This is a genomic window from Thermobifida sp., assembly GCF_017577275.1.
Classification (GTDB): domain Bacteria; phylum Actinomycetota; class Actinomycetes; order Streptosporangiales; family Streptosporangiaceae; genus Thermobifida; species Thermobifida fusca.
Genome location: NZ_PITY01000021.1, coordinates 214,394 through 234,258, shown reverse-complemented (window position 1 = coordinate 234,258; position 19,865 = coordinate 214,394). Strand labels below are relative to the sequence as shown.

The following is a 19,865-nucleotide window of genomic DNA, read 5'->3' as shown; positions in this document are numbered from 1 at the left end:
GGACTGCAGGCCGCGTCGGGCTTTCCGGCTGCGTCCGCTGCCGGAGACTCCGGTCGGTTATCCGCGTGGCGGACGGGGACAAAGAGAAAAAATTTGTGATGAGGGAACCACAGCGGCGGTCCAGGACTCACAAAGAACGGAACCGTACAACTGGTTGGTGGTTGTCCCGCACGGTTTGTAGTCAATCTGTGATTATCTGTGAGATTGCTGCTCTCGGTGCTCAATGTTTCCCGGTGGGACACCACCGTCGGAAGAGATCACCAGGGAGATGGACAGTTCGTGAAAACCCCCCGCATTGCTGCCGCAGCCCTGCTCGTCCTCGGACTCACCGCTTGCTCGGTGTCGACCGGACCGGACCAGATCGGATTGGAGTACGACGCCGGTCCGTTCTCCTCCACCACGTTCGACAACTGCATCGGCCCGGGGCAACGCGAGTACTACGGGCCGGGTGACCTGGTCTACATCTACCCGGGAGGCCAGCGCACGCTCACCTTCAGCTCTGCGGAGCACGCGGAGATGTCCCAAGCTGTGGTGGTGTCCAACGACGACCTGGAGCTGACGGTCGAGGGAGTGGTCACCTTCACCCTCAACCCGACCTGCGAGGTCCTGCGCGAATGGCATGAGCGCATCGGCCTGAAGTACGAGGCCGACACCCCGGAAGGGTGGGTGGAGATGCTGGTCACCTACATCGGCCAGCCGCTCAACCGTGCCCTCGACGACGCCACGAAAGAGTACTCCTGGCGCGACCTCTACACCTCGGCGGAAGCGAAAGCCGAGTGGGAGCAGAAGGTCGGGGAGCTGCTCTCGGTCTACATCGCGGAGCAGAGCGGCGGCGGTGACTTCTTCTGCGCCCCCAACTACACGGGGGCGGAAGACCAGGAATGCGGCACCCCGCAGTTGACGATCCAGCAGCCGATTCCGCCGGAAGACGTGCGTCAAGCCCTTACCCGGGCGCAGACGGCGATTGAGGAGACCGCTGCCCAAGAGGAGGAGAACAAGCGGGTCGAAATGGAGCTGGAAGCGATCAAGCAGCTCGTCGACGTGCTCGGCCCCGAGGGCTACATCCTCTACGAGGCGTTGAAGGACGGGAAGATCGAAGTGGTGCCCGTGCCGCAGGGAGGCGCGGTCAACATCACTCCGCGTCGCGGAGAGTGACCGTTTCCGTGCGGGTTCCCCGGTCAGCGAGGAAAACGCGGGCGAGACAGGGGTTGATCGGGGGCCCGCAGTCGACCACTATGTGACGTAGATTACTTTTCTCTCGGTGAGTGGTGTCTGCCTGCGGTGATGGCAGCCGCGGTGTCGGACTACGCGGGTCCTCCCCGATGCCGCGGTCGTCCACTCCACGGCGAATGCCGATGTGGCGGTCGGTTGAAAGCGGGCCAGGACGGACGGGGCAAGCCTCCGCACGTCCTGGCCCGCACCACTCTCCGCATTCCTCTCGCAACACCGCGAACGGGGCGCCGGGTATGGCGGTCAAGCGGGAAATACCGGTAGAACGGTCGATATGAGCCCCACGAACACGCTCCCTGTCGTCTGGTCCCGGCTTGACGTCGCCGAGGGGCTCTGTGTTGGCACCCTGATCACCGAACGGTGCGGATTCCGGCTGGAAGCCGGCGAAGTCGTCGCGGGCGCCCGGGAACGCTACTCGTGCCGGTTCAGTGTCTCCACCGACCTGGCATGGCACACGCGCACCGCCCGGGTAGACGTCATCGACGCGCAAGGAGCACGCGTCCTCGAACTGGTGAACCGCTCCGGACAGTGGACGGTCAACGGTGAGGCAGCCCCCGAACTGGACGGCTGCGTCGACGTCGACGTGGCTGCCGCACCGCTCACCAACACGCTTCCCATCCGCCGCCTGGGCCTGGCCCCCGGAGAACACCGCGACATCCACGTCGCCTGGGTGGACGTGCCCACGTTGAAAGTGATCCGCATGCGGCAGCGCTACACGCGCCTCCCCTCCGCGGAAGGCCTGGACCGCTACCAGTACCGCGACTCCGGCTACGGGACCTTCGACCTGACCGTGGACCGCAACGGGATCGTCGTCGACTACGAGCACCTGGTCCGCAGGATCGCCTGACCGTTGTCCGCCCGAACCGCCCTCGGCCGCAGCCACCACCCGGCATCCGCTCCTACCCCTGGGACAGCAGCCGCCCCAGCCGTGCCACCCGGATACGGGGCCGTCCACGATAGGTCAATCCCCTGATGCGCGCGTGACCGCCGTGTGGTTGCCTGGAAAAGATTCCCCTCTGGAGGTGAGCAACGGTGAGGACACGACGGGATGACCATGTCCGCTGGCTTCGCGTGGAAGGCGCACGGATGGCGGAGGCTGCCGCGGCGGCGGGCATGGACGCGAAGGTCCCCACCTGCCCTGACTGGCGGGTGCGCGACCTCCTCCAGCACACGGGCAAAGTCCACCGTTTCGCTGCGCTCGTGGTCAGCGAGCAACTACCCCAGCGCCCGCGGGGAGAACAATACGCGGCGCAGATCTGGAACTGGCCGGACAGCGACGACGAACTCCTCGACTGGTTCCGGGAAGGGCACGCGCGGCTCGTCGACGTGCTGAAGAACGCGGACCCGGCCACCCAGTGCTGGACTTTTCACCCCGCACCCTCCCCAGTGGAGTTCTGGGCGCGCCGCCAAGCCCACGAAACCACCATCCACCGCATCGACGCTGAGACAGCGAACCGCGCCCCCACCCCCGTCTCCGCAGGGCTCGCTGCTGACGGGATCGACGAGATCCTCCGCAACTTCTTCACGTCCCGCAACCCGGTCGTCACCGCGGAACCGCCGCGGACTCTCGCCGTCCGCGCCGTAGACACCGGGGACGCATGGCTGGCCACCATCGGACCAGAAGGAGTGTCGACCGTGCGCGGCTACGGCACAGCCGACTGCACGGTCACCGGTAACGCCAGCGACCTGTACGCCCTGCTGTGGAACCGGCGCGACCCCCACGGGCTCACCGTGGCGGGGGACGTCTCAGTGCTGGGCCTGTGGCGCAGCCAGGCACACGTGGTCTGGCCGTGGGAGTGACCCGTGGCCCCCACCAGTGGTGCGGACCACGGGCCCGGTACTCCGCTCGCTGCGGCGGCTAGTGCGCGCCGCGGGCCAGGCGGCTCGGCCACCACATCGCCCGGCCCACGTCGATGCTGAGCGCGGGCACCAGGAGGGACCGTACGATCAGCGCGTCCAAGAGCACGCCGAACGCCACCAGGAACGCCAACTGCAGCAGGAAGAGCAGCGGCACCACGGTCAACGCGGCGAAGGTAGCGGCCAGCACCACACCGGCCGAGGTGATGACCCCGCCGGTGACGGTGAGACCGCGCAACACCCCTTCCCGGTGGCCGAAGTTGACCGCCTCTTCCCGCACCCGGGTGACGAGGAAGATGTTGTAGTCGATGCCCAAAGCCACCAGGAACGCGAAGGCGAACAGCGGCACCCCGGGGTCGGCGCCCGGCAGGTCCAGCAGGTGGTTGAAGACGAGCGCGCCCACCCCCAGGGCCGAGCCGAACGACACCACCGTGGTGATGATGAGGAGCACCGGGGCGACCAGCGACCGCAGCAGCACGATCAGCACCAGCAGCACGACGGCCAGCACCAGCGGCACCACGACGTAGAGGTCCCGGGTCGCCGTGTCCAAGGTGTCGAGGGACTCCGCGGACGGGCCGCCCACGAGAGCGTTGGCGCCGTCCACCGCGTGCACGGCGTCCCGCAGCTCCCGGGTGATCTCCACGGCTTCAGTGGATTCAGCAGGCTCGCTCAGCGACGCTTCGAGCAGCACCCGGCCGTCCACAACCTTCGGCTCGGCTGCTGTGTCCTGCCCGCCTGCGACCCCGGGCGGGGGACCGTCCGCGCCGCCCTCCGAACCGCCTGCAACTCCTGGGGGCGGCCCACCCTGGGCCCCGTCCTCACCGGCAGGCGGCCCGCCCGGAGCACCGTCTTCCCCGGCGGGCGGTCCGCCCGGCATCTCTGGTGCTTCGGTGAGCGGCGTCACCTCGGTCACCCCGTCCACGCCCTCCGCGGCTTTGATGACCTCGTCCATGTGGTCGGCGTCTGCGATGATCACCGCGGGCTGGGCGGTCACCGCGTGCCCGAACCCGTCTTCCAGCACTTCCTGCCCGACCACCGAATCCACTTCGGTGCGGAAGATGTCGAAGTCCGATGTGCCTTCGGCACGGAACTGCGGCACGAACGCGGCCGCGGCCAGCAGAGCAACCGCCGTCGCCACCCAGTAGCGGCGAGGGTGGCGCGACACCGAAGTCGCGATCGCACCCCACAGCCGGTGGCGACGCAGCACCGTCTCCGTAGGCTCCGTGTCTTCGCTCGCCTCCCCTTCGAACACGGGACGGAACGGCCAGAACGCGACCCGACCCAGCAGGAGAAGCACCGCCGGCAGGAAGGTGAGCGCCGCGATCAGCGCGGCGGCGATCCCGATCGCAGCCACCGGTCCCAGTCCACGGTTGGATGCCAAGTCGCTGGCGAGCAGGCACAGCACCCCGAGGATGACCGTGCCGCCGGAGGCGAGGATCGGTTCCACCGTCCCGCGCACAGCCGTGCGGATCGCCTCCAACGGGCGGGCGTTCTCCTGCAGGGTTTCCCGGTAGCGGGAGACCAGCAGCAGCGCATAGTCCGTGCACGCCCCTACGACCAGGATGAACAGGATGCCTTGGCTCTGCCCGTTGAGCTGCACCCACTCCTCTGCCGCAGCGACGTAGACGAGCGCCGCGGCCAGCACCAGGGCAAGCATCGCGGTGAGGATGACCACGATCGGCAGGATCGGGGACCGGTAGACGGTGATGAGGATGATGAGCACCGCGCCGAGCGCCACGAACAGCAGGGTGCTGTCGATCCCCCCGAACGCAGCAGACAGATCGGCGACAAGCCCGGCGGGGCCGGCCACGTAGACGTCCACCCCGTCGATGGGCTGCTCGGCGAGGAGCTCCCGCAGCTCTTCGACCGCGTCCCCGACGTCCGCGTCCTCGCGCAACGGGACGACGACCTGGGCGACAGAGTCGTCTTCGGTGCCCACCATCGGGCCGATCGCCGCGCCGTCGGAGATCTCCGGGTGGTCTTGGATCACCGCGATGTGCTCGCCGATGGCAGCCAACTGCTCGTCGGTCAGCGTGCGGTCAGCAGAGTAGGCGATGATCGCTGGAACCCGCTGCTCTTGGGCGAACTCCTCTTGGATCCGGCTGACCTCGGTGGACTCGGCGCTGACCGGGAGGAAAGAGGATTCGTCGTTGGTCTGCACTTCGGTGAGCCGACCCATGAAGGCGCCTAGCGGGCCCGCGCCGAACAACCAGACCAGGATGAGCAGAATTGCCGCGCCATACCAGGCGCGGCGGCGTAACAGTGAACGCTGCCCGGAAGCAGCAGGCCCGGGCGGGGTGTCACCAGCCGCCGACCGGCTCGTGTGTTGCGGCAAGGGTGGCTCCTCACATGTAGCACCAACGGGAAAACAAGGGCTATGCCAGTGCGGGATCCGGTGCATGCCGCCGCTGGCTGCGACCGGACGCGGGGGACATCACACCACATCCCCTCCCGCGTGATACGGGCCACATCGGTCGGCGGGGTGTGCTGCGGCGTCAGGACCGCACACGCCCTTGCTGTCCCCCCGTCACGATCACCGTCTCGCCAGCCCGCCGCGTGTCCCCCTCCTCCGACAGCGCGGCCGCACTACCGGCACAGCCGGACCAATCTACCCACCGTGGAACACCTGCCACTCGGGGGAACCGCGGGTGGACACCGCTGTCCGGGCCCGCTTTTCCACTGCGGCACGGGCAGGCCGCGGCCGGGAAGCATCCCGCGGTTCCGCTCATCCCCGGCCGACAAAGAACGGGCGCGCCCGCCGCGGCGGTTCCGGCACCCACCGCGGGTTCCGGGACCTCCAGTACGGGTTGTCGTAGGGCAGGCGGCCGCTGAACCTCCCGTACATGCCGGACGTCAACAGCACCATTCCGGCCACAAAGCCGCAGATCACGTCCGAGATGCGCAAAGCGAGCAGGTTGTGCGGGGTGTCCAGTACCAGCAGCGCGCCCAGCCCGCCCAGCACGAGCACCGCGCCCACCGCGATGTTGACCGTGGAAGCGACCGTGCCGCCGACGATCGCTCCGCCGACGAGAAACGACCCGACAGCCACCATGAGGAACCCCAGTGCTTCCGCAGCCGAGACCCCCGGGACCACCTCGTGGTCGACGGCGAACCCGACACCGTGGCCCGCTGCCCCGAGGAGACCGGTGATGATCAACGGCACGGCGACCGCCACAGCACCCCAGCGGTAGACGGCGTCAAGCCGGCGGTCAACCGCCCGACTCGTGTCAAGCCTCATCCCTCTCCCTCCTGACAGGCCCCCTCTACCCAGCCGAAAAGCGGGATAGCGGAAAATCCCGGAAGGAGCGGGGAATGGTTCTCTGGGCATCAACCAGAGGCGGATGCGCTCCCGACAGCGCAGACGGAAAGGGTGGATATGGGAGCCGACACGTCAAACAAACCCGAGTTCAAACGGTCGCCGAGCCACTTCGTCGACCGTATTACCGCGGACGGCTCCGAAGGGTGGCCGGTAGAGGCGGGACGGTACCGGCTGATCGTCAGCCGGGCCTGCCCGTGGGCCAACCGGGCGATGATCGCCCGCCGCCTCCTAGGGTTGGAATCCGCGATCTCCCTCGCCGTGGCCGACCCTATCCAGGACGAACGCAGCTGGCGGTTCACCCTCGACCCGGACGGCCGCGACCCGGTGCTCGGCATCCGCTTCCTCGCCGAGGCCTACTACGCCCGCGACCCCGAGTACACCGGCGGGATCAGCGTTCCCGCGATCGTCGACATTCCGAGCGGAAAACTCGTCACCAACGACTACCTGCATATCCCCGCGAATTTCGCCACCGAGTGGCGGAGCCTCCACCGTGAAGGCGCACCCGACCTGTACCCCGAGCCGCTGCGGGACGAGATCGACGAGATCAGCGAAGTGATCTTCCGGGACGTGAACAACGGCGTCTACGTGTGCGGTTTCGCCCGCACACAGCAGACCTACGAGCGGGCGTTCACCGCCCTGTTCACCCGGCTCGACGCTCTCTCAGAGCGCCTGTCGCGGCAGCGGTACTTGGTCGGCGACAGCATCACCGTCGCCGACATCGCGCTTTTCGTGACCCTCGTCCGCTTTGACGCGGTCTACCACGGCCACTTCAAGTGCAATCGGAACAAACTCACGGAAATGCCGGTGCTGTGGGCCTACGCCCGCGACCTGTTCCAGACACCGGGCATCGGCGACACCGTGGACTTCGACCACATCAAACGGCACTACTACGTGGTCCACCGCGACATCAACCCGTCGGGGATCGTGCCGTTGGGACCGGACCTGTCCGGCTGGCTCACCCCGCACGGCCGGGAAGAACTGGGCGGCCGCCCGTTCGGGGACGGCACCCCGCCGGGACCTCCCCCAGAAGCGGAACGCATCCCCGCCCAGTGGTGACCGTCCGTCAACGGGCGGGTGCGCTGCCGCGCCTGCGTCCGGCATCACGCCACGCGAAGGGGACCGCGGCGGTGATGAGGAACGCGGCAGCACCGTAGGCGCCGGGAATGGACACGGCCTGCGCGATGAGCCCGGCCGAGACCGACCCCGCCCCGGTGCCCGCGTCGAAGGAGACGTTCCAGGCCGCGCTGGCCGTGCCGTGGTTCTGCGGGCCAGCGCGGTGGAACATCACGACCATGGCGTCGTTCTGCACGGTGCCGAAACCGAACCCGTAGAGCGCCGCGGCGGCGACAGCCAGGACCGGGAACGCGGCGACCGCGACCGCGAGGCCCGCCATTCCCGCGGCGCACAGGATCGCGCCGGGAACGAGGAGGCGTCCCGCGCCGTAGCGGTCGCTCCACGCCCCCGCGCACCACCGTCCCGTGGTCATCGCGGCAGAGAGCGCGAACAGGGAGGCCGAGACGATCACGGTGTCCACTGCCAGCGGCAGGAACGCGGTGGCGCCGCCCAGGGCGCACGCGGAGACGAGCATGACCAGGCAGGGCGCGGTGAGCGGGCGGAGCGGAACGCGGCGGGAACTCGGCTGGTCGGCTTCCGGTCGGCTGCCGTAGGCCGTGCTCCGCCGGGTCATCCCGCCGACGAGGAGAGCAGCCAAGGAACTGGACAGCCCTGTGACCAGGAAGACGGCGGGAAAACCGAACGTGTCCGCCGCCCACACTCCTAGCGGAAGAAACCCGATCTGGGGGATGCCGACGGCGACCCCGTGCCACCCCACAGCCCTGCCGCGCTGGTCAGGAGTGGTGAGCTCGGCGACGAGCGCGCTTCCCACCACGGTGACGATGCCGAAGCCGAGGCCCCGCACCGCACACACCGCCAAGATCCACCCCAGGTCCGCGGAGAGTGGGTAACCGAACGTCGGCACGCCGAGCAGCAGCGCCCCGGCGACGAAGAGCCGGTACGGCCCCCACCAGCGCAGCAGGCGGCTCATACACACCTGGATGCCGACGGTTGTCGCCATGGTCACCGCGGTCGTGGTGCCCACCCCGCTGTGGTCCGAGCCGCCCACCGCGGCCCACAGCGGGACCACGGACAGCAGGGGCGCGTAGTTGGTGAACACACCGACGGTCGCCGCCAGCAGGAGAAGGAAGTCCCGGTCAGCGAGCGGACCACGGGACCGGACGTCGCTGCCTTCGCGCTTCCGCAGGAGGAAAAAAGCCATGGCTCCTTGGTACTGGGTGGACGCAACCGGAGACGCACCGGGGTGAGCGGTGGTGCTGCCGTGATTCGTCGGCGGTGCGGGCATGGCCGGGGGAGCTGTGGGTAGCTGCGACTACCAGCAACCGCACAGACCCGAGACGAAGAGGTGGGCGGCAATGGCCTATGAGACCGCGCCTTCCGAGGCAGGTGAACGGTCCAGCGGAGCGAAAGAGAAAGCAGGGGAGGTTGCCGACCAGGCCCGCCAGTCCACGGGAGAAGTCGCCGCGACGGTCAAAGAGCAGGCCCGTGAAGTCGCTGGCGAGTCGCGCACCCAAGCCCGGCACGTAGCCACGAGGATACGCGACCAGCTCGACGAAGAGACGTGGACCCAGGCCCAGCGGGTCGCGGAGATGGTGCGTGAATGGTCGGACGACCTGGCGGCGATGGCAGACCAGACCGAGGTCGACTCGCCGGTACGGGATGTGGTGCGGCAGGTCGCCGAGCGGGGACACCGCACCGCTGACTTCCTGGACCAGCGCGGCCTCTACGGAGTCGCCGATGAGATCCGGGGGTTTGCACGGCGACGGCCGGGACTCTTCCTCGCCGGGGCTGCCCTCGCCGGATTCGCGGTGGGGCGGCTGGCCAAGGCGGTCACCAAGGAGTCGCAGGAGGAAACAGCGGAGTCTTCGGCCGTCGAGAGTTCCGGCCCTGGACCGGTGCGGACCCCTCCGCCCCGCCAGGAGGAGTCCGCACCCTCTGCCGAGGAGCCGTAGGGCTCCCCCGCACACAGGCGAGCACGCAGAGAGGACGTGACATGGCTTCACCGCAGATTCCGCAACAGAGCACTGGCTCGCGTGTCAGCGCACCGCAGCAGCGGGACGAAGCCTCGCTGGGCGAGTTGATCAGTGAGGTGATGAACGACCTGCAGACCCTGTTCCGCCAGGAACTGAACCTGGCCAAAGCCGAATTCCGGGAAGAAGGGGTCAAAGCAGGAAAGGCCGCGGGGATGCTCGCCGGAGCAGGCGTGGCAGCACTGCTCTTCCTCGGCTTCGCCAGCCTTGCCCTGGTGTATGCGCTGGCGAATGTGATGGACGCCGGGTGGGCGGCGCTGATCGTGGCCGTGCTGTGGGGGATCGCCGCCGGAGCGCTGGCCTTCGTGGGCCGCGCCAAGATGCGCGACGTCTCCCCGAAGCCGGAACGGACTATTGAGACGCTGAAGGAGGACGCGCAGTGGGCCAAACACCCGAGGAGATAAGGAACGACATCGAAGTGACCCGCGCGGAGCTCCGCGACGACGTGGACCGGATCGCCCAGCGTGCCAGCCCTCGGGGGATGGTGCGGCGGCGCATCGACCAGCTCCGCGGCGCATTCCGCACTCTCAAGGAGCGGGTGATGGGAACCTCCCCGGACCAGGCAGAAGCACAGGAGGCTGGGCAGCGGGCCCAGGAGTACGCTGCCTCAGCTAAAGAGAGCGTCCGCAGCGGGACGGGCCAGGCGTCGGAAGCGGTGAAGTCGATGCCGGGCCGGACTGTGGAACGCACCCAGGGGTATCCGCTGACCGCTGGACTCATCGCGTTCGGCGCCGGACTGCTCGCGGCGTCGGTGATCTCCGACAGCCAGACGGAACGCGAAGCGGCCCGCCGGATCAAGGAACGGATGGGCGGCGCAGTGGAACCGGTCAAGCAGTCGCTGACGGAGTCCGCGCAGCGGGTCGGGGAAGAAGCCCAGGAGTCCACGCGGCAGGCCGCCCAGCAGGTGAAGGAGTCCGCGGCGCACGGCGGGCAGGCGGCCCGGGACACCGCTCAGCGGGAAGCCCAGCGGGCCCGGGAGCACGTCCAGTAGACCGGTTGCGGAGCGGACGTGCCGTAACTCCCGCGGGCGGCGTTTCCCGAGTGGAAAAAGAGGGGGCGCGGCACTGGGCCGCACCCCCGGCTGGCGGAGACGGTTAGTCAAGCAGCGGGATCAGCGCCTCCAGCCAGTTCTGCGCGATCTTGGCGTCCCCGGAAGCGTTGGGGTGCACCCCGTCGTAGGTGTCGGTGCCAGTGTCGAATCCGGTCCACTGGTCCACGACGATGACGGGGGACTGGGCGGTGCTTTCGCTGGCCGCCCACGCGGGGATCGCAGCGTTGAGGGCTTGCACGCCCTGGGCGCAGGTGGCGCAGCTTCGCGCCGAGTCCATGGGGATGATCTGGGCCACGAGGATCGTCATGTTCGGGTTGTTGGCCCGCATCTGACTGACCAGCGTGCTGTAGGCGTCGAGGATCGTCTGGGTGGGCAGAGAGCTCCAGACGTCGTTGGTGCCGAAGTGCATGAGCACGATGTCGGGGTTGGTGGCGGACAGCCAGGTGGACAGTTGTCCGCTGCGAGCCAGGTTGGTGACCAGCATGCCCCCGTGGCCTTCGTTTTCGTGGTCGTAGGGGAAGCCGCAGCCGTCGCCGGCGCGGGAGCCGACGAAGTCGATGTTGGTGTATCCGGCGTCGGTCAGGTCACGCCACAGGAGGGCCCGCCAGCAGCCGGGGGAGCCGGTGATCGAGTCGCCCAGCGGCATGATCCGCACCGGTTCGCCCGGGGTTCCAGGACCGCCGGGCTCATCGGGGCCACCGGGCTCGTCAGGGCCGCCCGGGGTGCCGCCGCCCGGGGCGGCGAGGAAGCACGCGATGTCGGTGGGGAGGGAGGAGGCGCCCGACCCCGTGCCCTGGAAACCGAAGGACGCGCTGCCGCCCACGGGGAGCGACCCGTTCCACGAGGCGTTGGTGGCGGTCACTGTGGAGCCGTTCACGGACAGTTCGGCGTTCCACGTGTTGGTGATGGTGTGACCGGACGGCAGGGTCCACTGGACCGTCCACCCGGTGGCGGGCGTTCCGCTGGTGTTGGTGACGGTGACGTTGCCGACGAAACCGCTTCCCCAGTCGCTGGCAACCGTGTATTCCGCAGAGCAGCCGTCGGCTGCCGAGGCTGCCGGGGCGCCGCCGATGACGAGCGTGGCCGCTGCTACCACCAGTGCGCTGCACGCGCCGGTGACCGCACGTGCCCAGGTACGGGACATGAAAGACTCCTCAAGGTCGCTTCCCCTCCCTCCTCCAGGATTGGAAAGCACCGTGAGTGCAGGTGTCGATACCCGCTGTGAATGCTAATGGCCGGTAGCTCGCGGTGTAAAGAACGGGCAAAGCGAACGTGAGGGAGCACCCCGGCAATTAGGGCTCTTCGGCTTCGTCGTGCAGCACGGGTTTGCGGGAAAGCGACGGCAGCGGCCGATAGGGCCGGTGCCGGAAGGCAAGGAAAAGCCAGAGTGACGCGAGGAGTAGACTCGCCGCGATGTGGGGTTTGCCGCTCCCCACCAGCCCTGCGGCGAAAAGGACAAGCACCACTATGACCAGGGCCCCACGCGCCCGGTGGCGCAGGGCCCGCTGCGACGACGCCATCCGGACTCCTGTCTTCTCAAAGTCCGTTTGGGACTGCACCGTTGTTCAACCAGCCGTGCCGGGCGCACCGCAACGGCTGTGTGTCTGCTGCCCCGCCCGCGTCGAACGCAAACGTGCCCGCTGCCCGCGGGACCAGAGGGAGCCTGCGCCGGACAGCGGGGGACTAGTCGCGTTCGATGGTCGTGGCCAGTGGTTTCTCTTTGACCAGGGTCAACAGGGCGGCCGCGACGAGACCCAGCGGGGAGAGCACCAGGAACAAGGGGATGAGAGCGTCATTGTACGAGTCGATGACGACCTGGCGGAGAGAATCGGGCAGTCTGTGCACCAGCTCGGGGGTGAGGGACGACGTGGTGCCCCCGGAGGGGAGTGCGGCTCCCCCGGGAAGGCGTTCCGTCAGGAAGTCCATGAGGCGCACGGTGAAGAGGCTGCCCACGATCGCCGAGCCCAGGGACGCCCCGATCTGGCGGAAGAAGTTGTTGGCGGCGGTCGCCGTCCCCACCTGGGAGAGCGGGAACGCGTTCTGCACCATCAGGACGAGCAGTTGCATGCTCGACCCCAGTCCGATGCCGACGACGACAAGGTAGCCGCAGATGGCCCAGATCGGCGTGGTGGGGGTGACGGTCGACAGGAGCAGGAGCCCTGCGGTGACGATCAAGGACCCGCCCACGGGGATCCACTTGTAGCGCCCGGTGCGGCTGACGAACTGTCCTGTGCCGATCGAGGTGACCAGCAGGCCGCCCATCATGGGGGTCATGAGCAGGCCCGCCACGGTGGCCTCGGTCCCGGTGGCCATCTGCACATAGGTCGGGACGTAGCCGAGGATGCCGAACATCATGAGGCCGGTGAGCAGCCCGGCAACCGTGGTGAGGACAAAGGTGCGGTCGCGGAACAGGTGGAGCGGGATGATGGGTTCAGCGGCGCGGTGCTCGGCCAGGATGAACAGGGCGGAGGAGACCACGGTGCCGAGGATGAGGCCGATGATCACCGGGGAGTTCCAGGCGTACTGACTGCCGCCCCACGTGCTGGTCAGGATCAGGCAGGTGGTGGCAGCGGCCAGGAACGCCATGCCCCACGCATCCACGTGCAGCCGTTCCGGACGCGGCCGGGGCAGGCGCAGGAGAAAAGCTGCGGCGGCCAAGGCGAGCAGGCCGAGGGGAATGTTGATCCAGAACGCCCAACGCCAGCCGATCCCTTCGGTGAACCAGCCGCCGAGGAGCGGACCGGCAACCGAGGAGACCGCGAATACCGCTCCGATGAACCCCGCATACCTGCCGCGCTGCCGGGCCGGGACGATGTCGGCGATGATGGCCTGGGACATGATCATCAGACCGCCGCCGCCGAGCCCTTGCACGACCCGGCCCGCGATCAGCCAGTCCATGGTGGGGGCCAGACCGCCGATCACCGAGCCCGCGATGAAGAGGGAGATGGCGGCGAGGAAAAGGCCTTTGCGGCCGATGAGGTCGCCGAGTTTGCCGTAGATCGGCATCATGATGGTCGACGCCAAGATGAAGGCCGTCATCACCCACAGCATCTGGTCGACACCGTTGAGCTCGCCGACCATGGTGGGCAGGGCGGTACTCAACACGGTCTGGTTGAGCGAGGCCAGCAGCATCGCCAGCATCAAGGCGAGGAAGATCAGGACGACGCTGCGCCGGGTGATAGGGGCCGGGCTTGTCTCGGAGGAGTCCGAGCGGGCAGGCACGGTCATTGGAGCTTCTGTATCACCTTTCTCAGTAATTCCACCGTCTGGTCGAAGTGGTGTTCGGTTTCCTCGAGGGATGCGGCGTGGTGGTCCGCGGACTTGTGGATGGCGAAGCGGATGGCGCCAGCGCAGATCGCGACGATCATGCGGGCCGCGTCTTCGATGTCGAGGGAGCCGTCGCTGAACCGGGGGTCCGACTCCAAATGCCGGGCCACGATGCGGCCTAGCCGCTGTTCGACGAGGGAGAAGCGTTCAAGCTGGCGGCGCCGGAGCTGCGGGTAGCGGATCACGGCTTCCCGGATCTGGTCGCGGGTGTTTCCGCTGAGCGTCGCCGAGAACACCGAGCGGACCAGGTTGGTCACGTCCGCGAGGAGGTCGCCCGTGGGTTCGCGGTCCATGAGGGACTCCATTGCCGCGTCCTCGGCGACGCTGTCCTGGACGTCCCGGAGGCCCAAGATCGCGTCTTCCTTGGTGGGGAAGTAGTTGAAGAACGTCCGTGGGGAGACGTTGGCTTCGGCGCTGACCTCCGCGACGGTGACGTTGTCGATCCCGTATTCCAGGGCGCGGCGGAGGGCTGCCCGGTGGATCGCTTCCCTGGTCTGCCGCTGTTTGCGCGCTCGAAGGGTTTCGCCGCTGGACCGTGCCGTCTTTGCCTCACTCATGGGGGTAGTTTGTCACTCACAAAAAATTGCATGAATGCAATCTTACACCTGAGCAATGATGCATGTCTGCAAAAATCACCCTCAGTGGTGTGATGCTCCCGATACGGCTTTGGTCTGCAGGCACAGCAGCGCAGCCTCGGGGGACACAGGGGAATCCGCTGGTGCGTGGGGTCTTCCAGGCGGTGTCGGCTCTCCAGTGCGGTAGGCGTCCCTGGGACGCCAGGGTGCTGGCGTGGGGGAGCAGTCGATCATGCCGGCGCGTGGAGTGCACCGCAGCACATCCGGTCACAGTTGTTCCGCTATGGGAAACCCCTACGGGCAGGTCCGCTGAGGTGCAGGTCTCGTTGACCGTTGTCCGTGGCTCTTGCGCTCAATCACCGGGAGGCAACTGCGCAACAAGTCCGGGATGAGGGCTTTTTCAGGGCGGTGCAGACCAGCGCCCAGGCGGGCGCGGAAAGTGCCGAGTACTGCCTCAAAGTCTGAAGCGCGGAACAGGTGGGCGCGAATGGCTGCTGGGCGCATGCTGCTGGCCCGCGGTGTTTCCGTCGGTCAGTTTTCCTCTGCGGCTGCGAGAAGAAGTGTCACCGACACGGTTTCCGTAAGTGAAATATCAGTTACGGATAGTGATGTAAAGAGGTCGCTGGGGTACCACCGATCTCTTGCAAGGAGCACCGATGCGCATTTCCAGAATGGCTGGCATCGCAGCAGCGACCACCGCCCTCGTTGCCGCCGCGGCAGTTCCGGCAGCCGCAGACACCACGGCGAGCACGACGACGACCTTTGCGGTGACCGCTGCGGAGCTGGCCATCACCGCTCCCACGACCGCGACCCTGCCCGACGCGACCCCTGGAGGCTCCACCTCCGGTGCCCTGGGCACGGTCAGCGTGACTGACGGCCGCGCCGCGCTCGACGCGAGCTGGGTCGCTACTGCCACCCTGGACGCGCCGTTCACCACCGGAACGGGAACAACGCCGGAGACGATCCCCGCGGCGAACGTCACCTACGATCCCGGGGCCGCGATCGACCCCACTCCGCCCGGGGAGTTCACTCCTGGAAGCCCGGGGACCCTGGACTCCCCTGTCACCGCGATGAGCCACACCACCGGCTCGGGAGCCAACTCGGTGTCCTGGAATCCGACACTGACCATCGCAGTCCCCAGCGGGGCTGTTGCGGGCACCTACACCGGCACGGTGGTGCACTCGGTTGCGTAGCCCCGTGCGAGCCGGTGTGATGACCGTCCTCGCCGCACTGCTCGGCCTGGCCGCTGCGCTGCTCGTTCCTGTCCACGCCAGCGCGGCGGCCACGCCGGCCCGCCCCGCGGACGGTCAGGGAAACATCGGCATTCAGCTGCTGGAAGCCCCGGTCAACCGCAGGGACGACCCGAGGGCGCACCTCTACATCGTCGACCATGTCAAACCGGGAACCACCATCGAACGGCGGGTGAAGGTCAGCAACGACACTGGGGAGCGCCGCCAGTTCGAGCTCTACCCCGCCTCCGCGGAGATCAAGAACGGCGCGTTCACTTTCGCCCCGGGCCGCACCGCCAACGAACTGGCGGAATGGACCAGTGTCGCTCCTGAGAAACCGGTCCTCGACCCCCACGAGAGCATCGAAGCGACCGTCACCATCGCGGTTCCCGAGGATGCGGCGGAAGGGGAACGCTACGCCGTGGTGTGGGCGCAGAGCAGCGTCCCGCCCGACGAGAAGCACAATGTCGGGCACACCCACCGAGTGGGAGTGCGGATCTACCTGAGCGTCGGGCCAGGCGGGGAGCCTCCCTCAGATTTCGAGATCACCGATCTCACCGCACAACGCGACGATGAAGGCCGCCCCAGCATCATCGCTCAGGTCCGCAACACGGGTGGTCGGGCTTTGGACCTGCGTGGCGAACTTCGCCTCACCGAAGGCCCCGGGGGGTTGAGCGCGGGACCGTATCCGACTGGGACTGCCGTCACCCTGCAACCCGGCGAGACCGGGAAGGTCGCCGTGCCGCTCACCGAAGAGCTGCCGGATGGACCGTGGCGCGCGGAACTCCTCCTCCGAAGCGGCAAGGTGGAGCGCACGGCTGCCGCCGAGGTGGTCTTCCCAGAACCGGGAAGCGTCGTCAGCCTCACCCTCCTGCGTGCCTGGAGCGATCTGACGTGGTACGTCGTCGCTGCAGCCCTGATGTTCGCGGTGTTTACCGTGGCGTTGGCCCTGGTAGTGCGACGGAAGCGGCTCAGCGCCCCGGCCCGGGACTGATCGGCGATACAGGTGTCCGCACCGCTCACTCCCCGGTGCGGCGTGCCCTCGGCAAAGCCAGACAAAGGAGGTGTTCGCCCAGACACACACTCTTTCGATGACGGTAGGGCCCTCTTGCTCCGTAGTTCCGTCCAACGGGGCAGGAGGGCCCGTCATATTTCGGAATAGAGAAGGGAATTGTCTCGATGTTTGCCCAGAAGGTCCGGGCATCTACACGGCCTTCCGGCTGGTGAATTCTGTGAAAAATACGCCATCTATTGATATGTCTGACTTTGGGAACCATTGATCAGATTGGGGATCAGTGGAATCACCAGTCTCCTTAGCCCGGTGTTGACACTCCAATAATCCAATCGAATATTTGACCGCAGATCGGAAAATCCAGAAAAGTCCGCAATGGTTATTGGAGTGGAGAGATGAGAGCGCGCGCCCTGGAGCGCCGTGCAGCAACCCTCCTCGCCGGTCTGCTGGCGGCAGCCCTCCTGATACCCGTCACTTCGAGCACAGCCGTTGCCGCCTCCGGCACCGGCCCCTACCCGGCGGAATACGTGACCACCCTGCGGCTGCGGAACCACACCATCTTCCGGCCGGCCACTTTGCCCAGCAACGAGAAGCTGCCCATCGTCGTGTGGGGGAACGGCGCCTGCCTAGCCAACGGCACGATGTTCGAGAACATCCTCCTCGAGTTCGCCTCCCACGGCTTCCTCGTCATCGCGAACGGCCGCCCGAACGGCTTCGGCCGGACCGATGCCGCCATGCTGACCGAGGCGATCGACTGGGCGATCGAAGAGAACAGCCGCCTGCTCAGCCCGTACCGCGGCAAACTCGACACCACCAAGATCGCGGCCATGGGGCAGTCCTGCGGCGGCCTCGAAGTCTACGAGATCGCCGACGACCCGCGGATCACCACGACCGTCCTGTGGAACAGCGGCCTGCTCAGCGACCGTGACAACCACCTGCTGACCCACCTGCACGCCCCCATCGCCTACTTCACCGGCGGCCCCAGCGACATTGCCTACGCCAACGCCGTCGACGACTGGGGGCGCCTGCCCGCCGGACTCCCGGCCTTCATGGGCCACCTGGACGTCGGCCACTACGGCACTTTCGGCCAGCCCAACGGCGGCGAGTACGGCCGGGTCGGTGTCCAATGGCTGAAGTGGCAGCTCAAAGGCGACCAGAATGCCCGCCAGCAGTTCGTCGGACCCCACTGCGGCTTGTGCACCCACCCTGAGTGGGATGTGGCGCAGAAGAACCTCGGCTCAAGGGTTCCCTGACCCCCACTGGCTGTGGACTTCGCCGGCAGCGGAGCGGATTACGCCCGGCCCCTGGCCGTCGGGATCGCCCGCTACTCGCCCTGAAAGCCCAGGCTGCACATGGTGTGGCGGGGCTTTCGGTGGTTCTGGCAGTAGTCGTCGGGAGACGGACCGCATCCCTGGCGCTCCGCGGGCGGGGCGGGCGTTCTAAAGGCGGGATCCACCTCCCGCAAAACCGAATCCGATTCGGTAGTGTCGGTTGTCGTGACCTCCGCTCTCAACTGCGCCGTCTCATCGAGGACGAAACCATGAGTGAACCCGCGGAAGCCTTCTACCTCCCCCTCGGGGACAACCGATACGAACCGACCCGCGCAACCGAAAGCCCGTGGGACTCCCAAGCCCAGCACGGTGGCCCGCCCACCGCGCTCCTCGGACACCTCCTCGACACCGCCGCCGGCCCCGACAAACGCTTGGCCCGCATCACCGCAGACTTTCTCGGTGCCATCCCGCGCCGCCCCTTCCGCGTCGACACCGTCGAGATACGGCCAGGCCGACGGATCGCCCTCCTGGAAGCACGGATGGTCTTCGACGACCGTCCAGCAGTCGTCGCCCGGGCTTGGGCCATCGAAACCGGACCGACCCCGCCTGCCACTGGGGAACAGCTCCACCCGCCCGCCCTCGCCGACGCCGATCCGGCCCTCGACCTCACCGGGTGGGGCTACGGGGAAGCCATCGAATGGCGGTACACCCGGGGCGGCTACGGCACCGCCGACAGTGCCGCAGACGTCTGGACCCGGGTCCGGATCCCCCTGATCGCGGGAGAAAAACTCACCGGACTGGCCCGCACCCTCGTAGTCGCGGACTCCGCCAACGGCGTCTCCGCGGCCCTGCCGATGGAGCACTGGCTGTTCATCCCGCCGTCCATCACCGTCACCCTGGCCCGCTTCCCCGACACCGAATGGGTGCACATGGCCTGCCGTTCCCACCTGTCCCCCGACGGGCTCGGCGTCTCCCACGCCACCCTGAGCGACACCGACGGCTACCTCGGGGAAGTCAGCCAACCGCTGCTCGTGCGGCCCCGCTGAGCACCGCACCGGGGAACGGCCCCGACCGCGCTGCCGCCGGGGCCGTTCCCTTCCCCGACACAGCCCTGCAGCAACCGCCGCCGCACCCGGACGGCGCCACCACAGCAGAAGACGGTGTCCCTGCCCTCGGCCCGCCTGTCACGAAGGGCGAGCCAGAGGACGAGACCACCGCCGTGGGGTTCTCGATTTCCGGTTGGTGTTCTGCTGGAGAACAGTCAGCGCGCGTGCTCGCCGCGCGTCGGCTGCGGGATGTGCGCGCCTGAGGAGGAAACCTTCCGGGCATCCTGGGTCTCCCGGGCCTCCCGGAGTCCGGCTTCATAACCCGACTGGTAGGACTCCTCGGCCTCCTGGATCGCCTCCTGCTCCTCTTCCACCGCGGCAGCAGACGACCAGCCCGCCGTCAACGCGTAGATCGCGAGCAGGTTGACACCGGTGACGACCAGCGACCACAGCGGGTTGGCGGCGAAGAACGCCAACTGCGCCACGATGTTGATCGCGAGCAGGACCACGCCGAGGGCACGTGCCCACCCCTTACGCGTGACGAGGGCGAACCCCGTCCCCAAGAGGAGCAGGCCCCACAGGCCCAGCAGGATGCCCCACGGCGTCAAGTTGAAGAAAAAGGCCTCCCCACCGAAGCTGAACAGGTTGTCGGTCATGAACAGGGCAGCGACCCCCTGGATGAGGTTGATCGCCCCTGTCAGGAACAACAGGGTCGCGGCGAAGAGCATCCAGCCGCGGGAACGTGTCCGGTTCATTGCCTTCCCTTTCCCGTCACGGGCTTGTCCTAGGCCGGAGGCGAACAGAGGGGGACTGTCCCTCCCCTGTCGTTCCGCCCCTCTTCGCC

The 19,865-nt window shown here is 67.7% G+C and carries 19 protein-coding genes; 11 read left to right on the top strand and 8 right to left on the bottom strand.

The features are described 5' to 3' along the window. Positions 1-279: 279 nt before the first annotated feature. The 3 genes from CW348_RS09605 to CW348_RS09595 all read left to right on the top strand — a co-directional run bounded on the left by CW348_RS09605 (position 280) and on the right by CW348_RS09595 (position 3,030). On the top strand, positions 280-1,155 hold the full coding sequence (locus CW348_RS09605) for an SPFH domain-containing protein (protein WP_011293417.1): 876 nt from the start codon (positions 280-282) through the stop codon (positions 1,153-1,155). Between the two features lie 349 nt (positions 1,156-1,504). Continuing rightward, positions 1,505-2,077 (top strand): putative glycolipid-binding domain-containing protein, encoded by a 573-nt coding sequence (locus tag CW348_RS09600; protein WP_011293416.1) that lies wholly within the window; start codon positions 1,505-1,507, stop codon positions 2,075-2,077. A gap of 185 nt (positions 2,078-2,262) precedes the next feature. Beyond that, positions 2,263-3,030, top strand: coding sequence for a maleylpyruvate isomerase family mycothiol-dependent enzyme (locus tag CW348_RS09595; RefSeq protein WP_104612684.1), 768 nt, complete (start codon positions 2,263-2,265; stop codon positions 3,028-3,030). Positions 3,031-3,088: 58 nt separating this feature from the next. Here the strand turns inward: CW348_RS09595 and CW348_RS09590 are convergent, their stop codons facing one another. Both CW348_RS09590 and CW348_RS09585 read right to left on the bottom strand, forming a co-directional pair. Then, positions 3,089-5,422, bottom strand: coding sequence for an MMPL family transporter (locus tag CW348_RS09590; protein WP_287463498.1), 2,334 nt, complete (start codon positions 5,420-5,422; stop codon positions 3,089-3,091). A 390-nt stretch (positions 5,423-5,812) separates the two neighbouring features. Further along, positions 5,813-6,325, bottom strand: a complete 513-nt coding sequence (locus CW348_RS09585) for a hypothetical protein (protein WP_011293413.1) — start codon at positions 6,323-6,325, stop codon at positions 5,813-5,815. A gap of 138 nt (positions 6,326-6,463) precedes the next feature. Here CW348_RS09585 and CW348_RS09580 point away from each other — a divergent pair, with 138 nt between their 5' ends. Beyond that, entirely contained in the window at positions 6,464-7,462 is a 999-nt protein-coding gene (locus CW348_RS09580) for a glutathione S-transferase family protein (RefSeq protein WP_011293412.1), read from the top strand. A 7-nt stretch (positions 7,463-7,469) separates the two neighbouring features. On the opposite strand, the gene CW348_RS09575 is transcribed toward CW348_RS09580, so the two are convergent. Beyond that, a complete protein-coding gene (locus CW348_RS09575) occupies positions 7,470-8,681 on the bottom strand; it encodes an MFS transporter (RefSeq protein WP_016189407.1) in 1,212 nt (403 codons plus the stop codon). 154 nt (positions 8,682-8,835) lie between these two features. Between CW348_RS09575 and CW348_RS09570 the strand changes: the two genes are divergently transcribed. Genes CW348_RS09570 through CW348_RS09560 form a run of 3 tightly spaced genes read left to right on the top strand, consistent with a single transcriptional unit; the run spans position 8,836 to position 10,501 of the window. Continuing rightward, positions 8,836-9,432, top strand: a complete 597-nt coding sequence (locus CW348_RS09570; RefSeq protein WP_104612682.1) for a hypothetical protein — start codon at positions 8,836-8,838, stop codon at positions 9,430-9,432. Positions 9,433-9,473: 41 nt separating this feature from the next. After that, a complete protein-coding gene (locus tag CW348_RS09565; protein WP_011293409.1) occupies positions 9,474-9,914 on the top strand; it encodes a phage holin family protein in 441 nt (146 codons plus the stop codon). Continuing rightward, complete coding sequence (locus CW348_RS09560; protein ID WP_258076857.1) at positions 9,890-10,501, top strand: DUF3618 domain-containing protein; 612 nt, start codon at positions 9,890-9,892, stop codon at positions 10,499-10,501. Before CW348_RS09565 ends, CW348_RS09560 begins: the two co-directional genes overlap by 25 nt. A gap of 103 nt (positions 10,502-10,604) precedes the next feature. Here the strand turns inward: CW348_RS09560 and CW348_RS09555 are convergent, their stop codons facing one another. From CW348_RS09555 to CW348_RS09540, 4 genes are all read right to left on the bottom strand, one after another. Then, positions 10,605-11,705 carry a cellulose binding domain-containing protein gene (locus CW348_RS09555; protein ID WP_104612681.1) on the bottom strand — a complete coding sequence of 367 codons (1,101 nt, stop codon included), beginning with the start codon at positions 11,703-11,705 and terminating at the stop codon, positions 10,605-10,607. 148 nt (positions 11,706-11,853) lie between these two features. Beyond that, positions 11,854-12,081: a hypothetical protein gene (locus tag CW348_RS09550; RefSeq protein ID WP_016189404.1), complete on the bottom strand. Its 228-nt coding sequence runs from the start codon at positions 12,079-12,081 to the stop codon at positions 11,854-11,856. A gap of 163 nt (positions 12,082-12,244) precedes the next feature. Further along, complete coding sequence (locus tag CW348_RS09545; protein ID WP_016189403.1) at positions 12,245-13,789, bottom strand: MDR family MFS transporter; 1,545 nt, start codon at positions 13,787-13,789, stop codon at positions 12,245-12,247. Then, positions 13,786-14,445 (bottom strand): TetR/AcrR family transcriptional regulator, encoded by a 660-nt coding sequence (locus tag CW348_RS09540; protein ID WP_011293404.1) that lies wholly within the window; start codon positions 14,443-14,445, stop codon positions 13,786-13,788. Before CW348_RS09540 ends, CW348_RS09545 begins: the two co-directional genes overlap by 4 nt. A gap of 674 nt (positions 14,446-15,119) precedes the next feature. Between CW348_RS09540 and CW348_RS09535 the strand changes: the two genes are divergently transcribed. The 4 genes from CW348_RS09535 to CW348_RS09520 all read left to right on the top strand — a co-directional run bounded on the left by CW348_RS09535 (position 15,120) and on the right by CW348_RS09520 (position 19,021). Next, entirely contained in the window at positions 15,120-15,656 is a 537-nt protein-coding gene (locus tag CW348_RS09535) for a hypothetical protein (RefSeq protein ID WP_011293403.1), read from the top strand. Next, entirely contained in the window at positions 15,649-16,686 is a 1,038-nt protein-coding gene (locus CW348_RS09530; RefSeq protein WP_238569775.1) for a DUF916 domain-containing protein, read from the top strand. The genes CW348_RS09535 and CW348_RS09530 overlap by 8 nt, the downstream gene beginning before the upstream one ends. A 413-nt stretch (positions 16,687-17,099) precedes the next feature. After that, positions 17,100-17,957 carry a hypothetical protein gene (locus CW348_RS09525; protein ID WP_011293401.1) on the top strand — a complete coding sequence of 286 codons (858 nt, stop codon included), beginning with the start codon at positions 17,100-17,102 and terminating at the stop codon, positions 17,955-17,957. A gap of 287 nt (positions 17,958-18,244) precedes the next feature. Continuing rightward, complete coding sequence (locus tag CW348_RS09520) at positions 18,245-19,021, top strand: thioesterase family protein (protein WP_011293400.1); 777 nt, start codon at positions 18,245-18,247, stop codon at positions 19,019-19,021. A 215-nt stretch (positions 19,022-19,236) separates the two neighbouring features. On the opposite strand, the gene CW348_RS09515 is transcribed toward CW348_RS09520, so the two are convergent. After that, the gene (locus CW348_RS09515; protein ID WP_104612680.1) at positions 19,237-19,776 is read right to left on the bottom strand and encodes a hypothetical protein; all 540 of its coding nucleotides are present in this window, start codon (positions 19,774-19,776) and stop codon (positions 19,237-19,239) included. Positions 19,777-19,865: the final 89 nt, after the last annotated feature.

Bases quoted from the DNA above. Each gene is read 5' to 3' on its own strand.
- CW348_RS09535 (WP_011293403.1), top strand. From the start codon at position 15,120: ATGCGCATTTCCAGAATGGCTGGCATCGCAGCAGCGACCACCGCCCTC.
- CW348_RS09585 (WP_011293413.1), bottom strand. From the start codon at position 6,325: ATGAGGCTTGACACGAGTCGGGCGGTTGACCGCCGGCTTGACGCCGTC.
- CW348_RS09555 (WP_104612681.1), bottom strand. From the start codon at position 11,705: ATGTCCCGTACCTGGGCACGTGCGGTCACCGGCGCGTGCAGCGCACTG.
- CW348_RS09545 (WP_016189403.1), bottom strand. From the start codon at position 13,789: ATGACCGTGCCTGCCCGCTCGGACTCCTCCGAGACAAGCCCGGCCCCT.
- CW348_RS09580 (WP_011293412.1), top strand. From the start codon at position 6,464: ATGGGAGCCGACACGTCAAACAAACCCGAGTTCAAACGGTCGCCGAGC.
- CW348_RS09540 (WP_011293404.1), bottom strand. From the start codon at position 14,445: ATGAGTGAGGCAAAGACGGCACGGTCCAGCGGCGAAACCCTTCGAGCG.
- CW348_RS09550 (WP_016189404.1), bottom strand. From the start codon at position 12,081: ATGGCGTCGTCGCAGCGGGCCCTGCGCCACCGGGCGCGTGGGGCCCTG.
- CW348_RS09575 (WP_016189407.1), bottom strand. From the start codon at position 8,681: ATGGCTTTTTTCCTCCTGCGGAAGCGCGAAGGCAGCGACGTCCGGTCC.
- CW348_RS09520 (WP_011293400.1), top strand. From the start codon at position 18,245: ATGAGTGAACCCGCGGAAGCCTTCTACCTCCCCCTCGGGGACAACCGA.
- CW348_RS09515 (WP_104612680.1), bottom strand. From the start codon at position 19,776: ATGAACCGGACACGTTCCCGCGGCTGGATGCTCTTCGCCGCGACCCTG.
- CW348_RS09525 (WP_011293401.1), top strand. From the start codon at position 17,100: ATGAGAGCGCGCGCCCTGGAGCGCCGTGCAGCAACCCTCCTCGCCGGT.
- CW348_RS09570 (WP_104612682.1), top strand. From the start codon at position 8,836: ATGGCCTATGAGACCGCGCCTTCCGAGGCAGGTGAACGGTCCAGCGGA.
- CW348_RS09600 (WP_011293416.1), top strand. From the start codon at position 1,505: ATGAGCCCCACGAACACGCTCCCTGTCGTCTGGTCCCGGCTTGACGTC.
- CW348_RS09565 (WP_011293409.1), top strand. From the start codon at position 9,474: ATGGCTTCACCGCAGATTCCGCAACAGAGCACTGGCTCGCGTGTCAGC.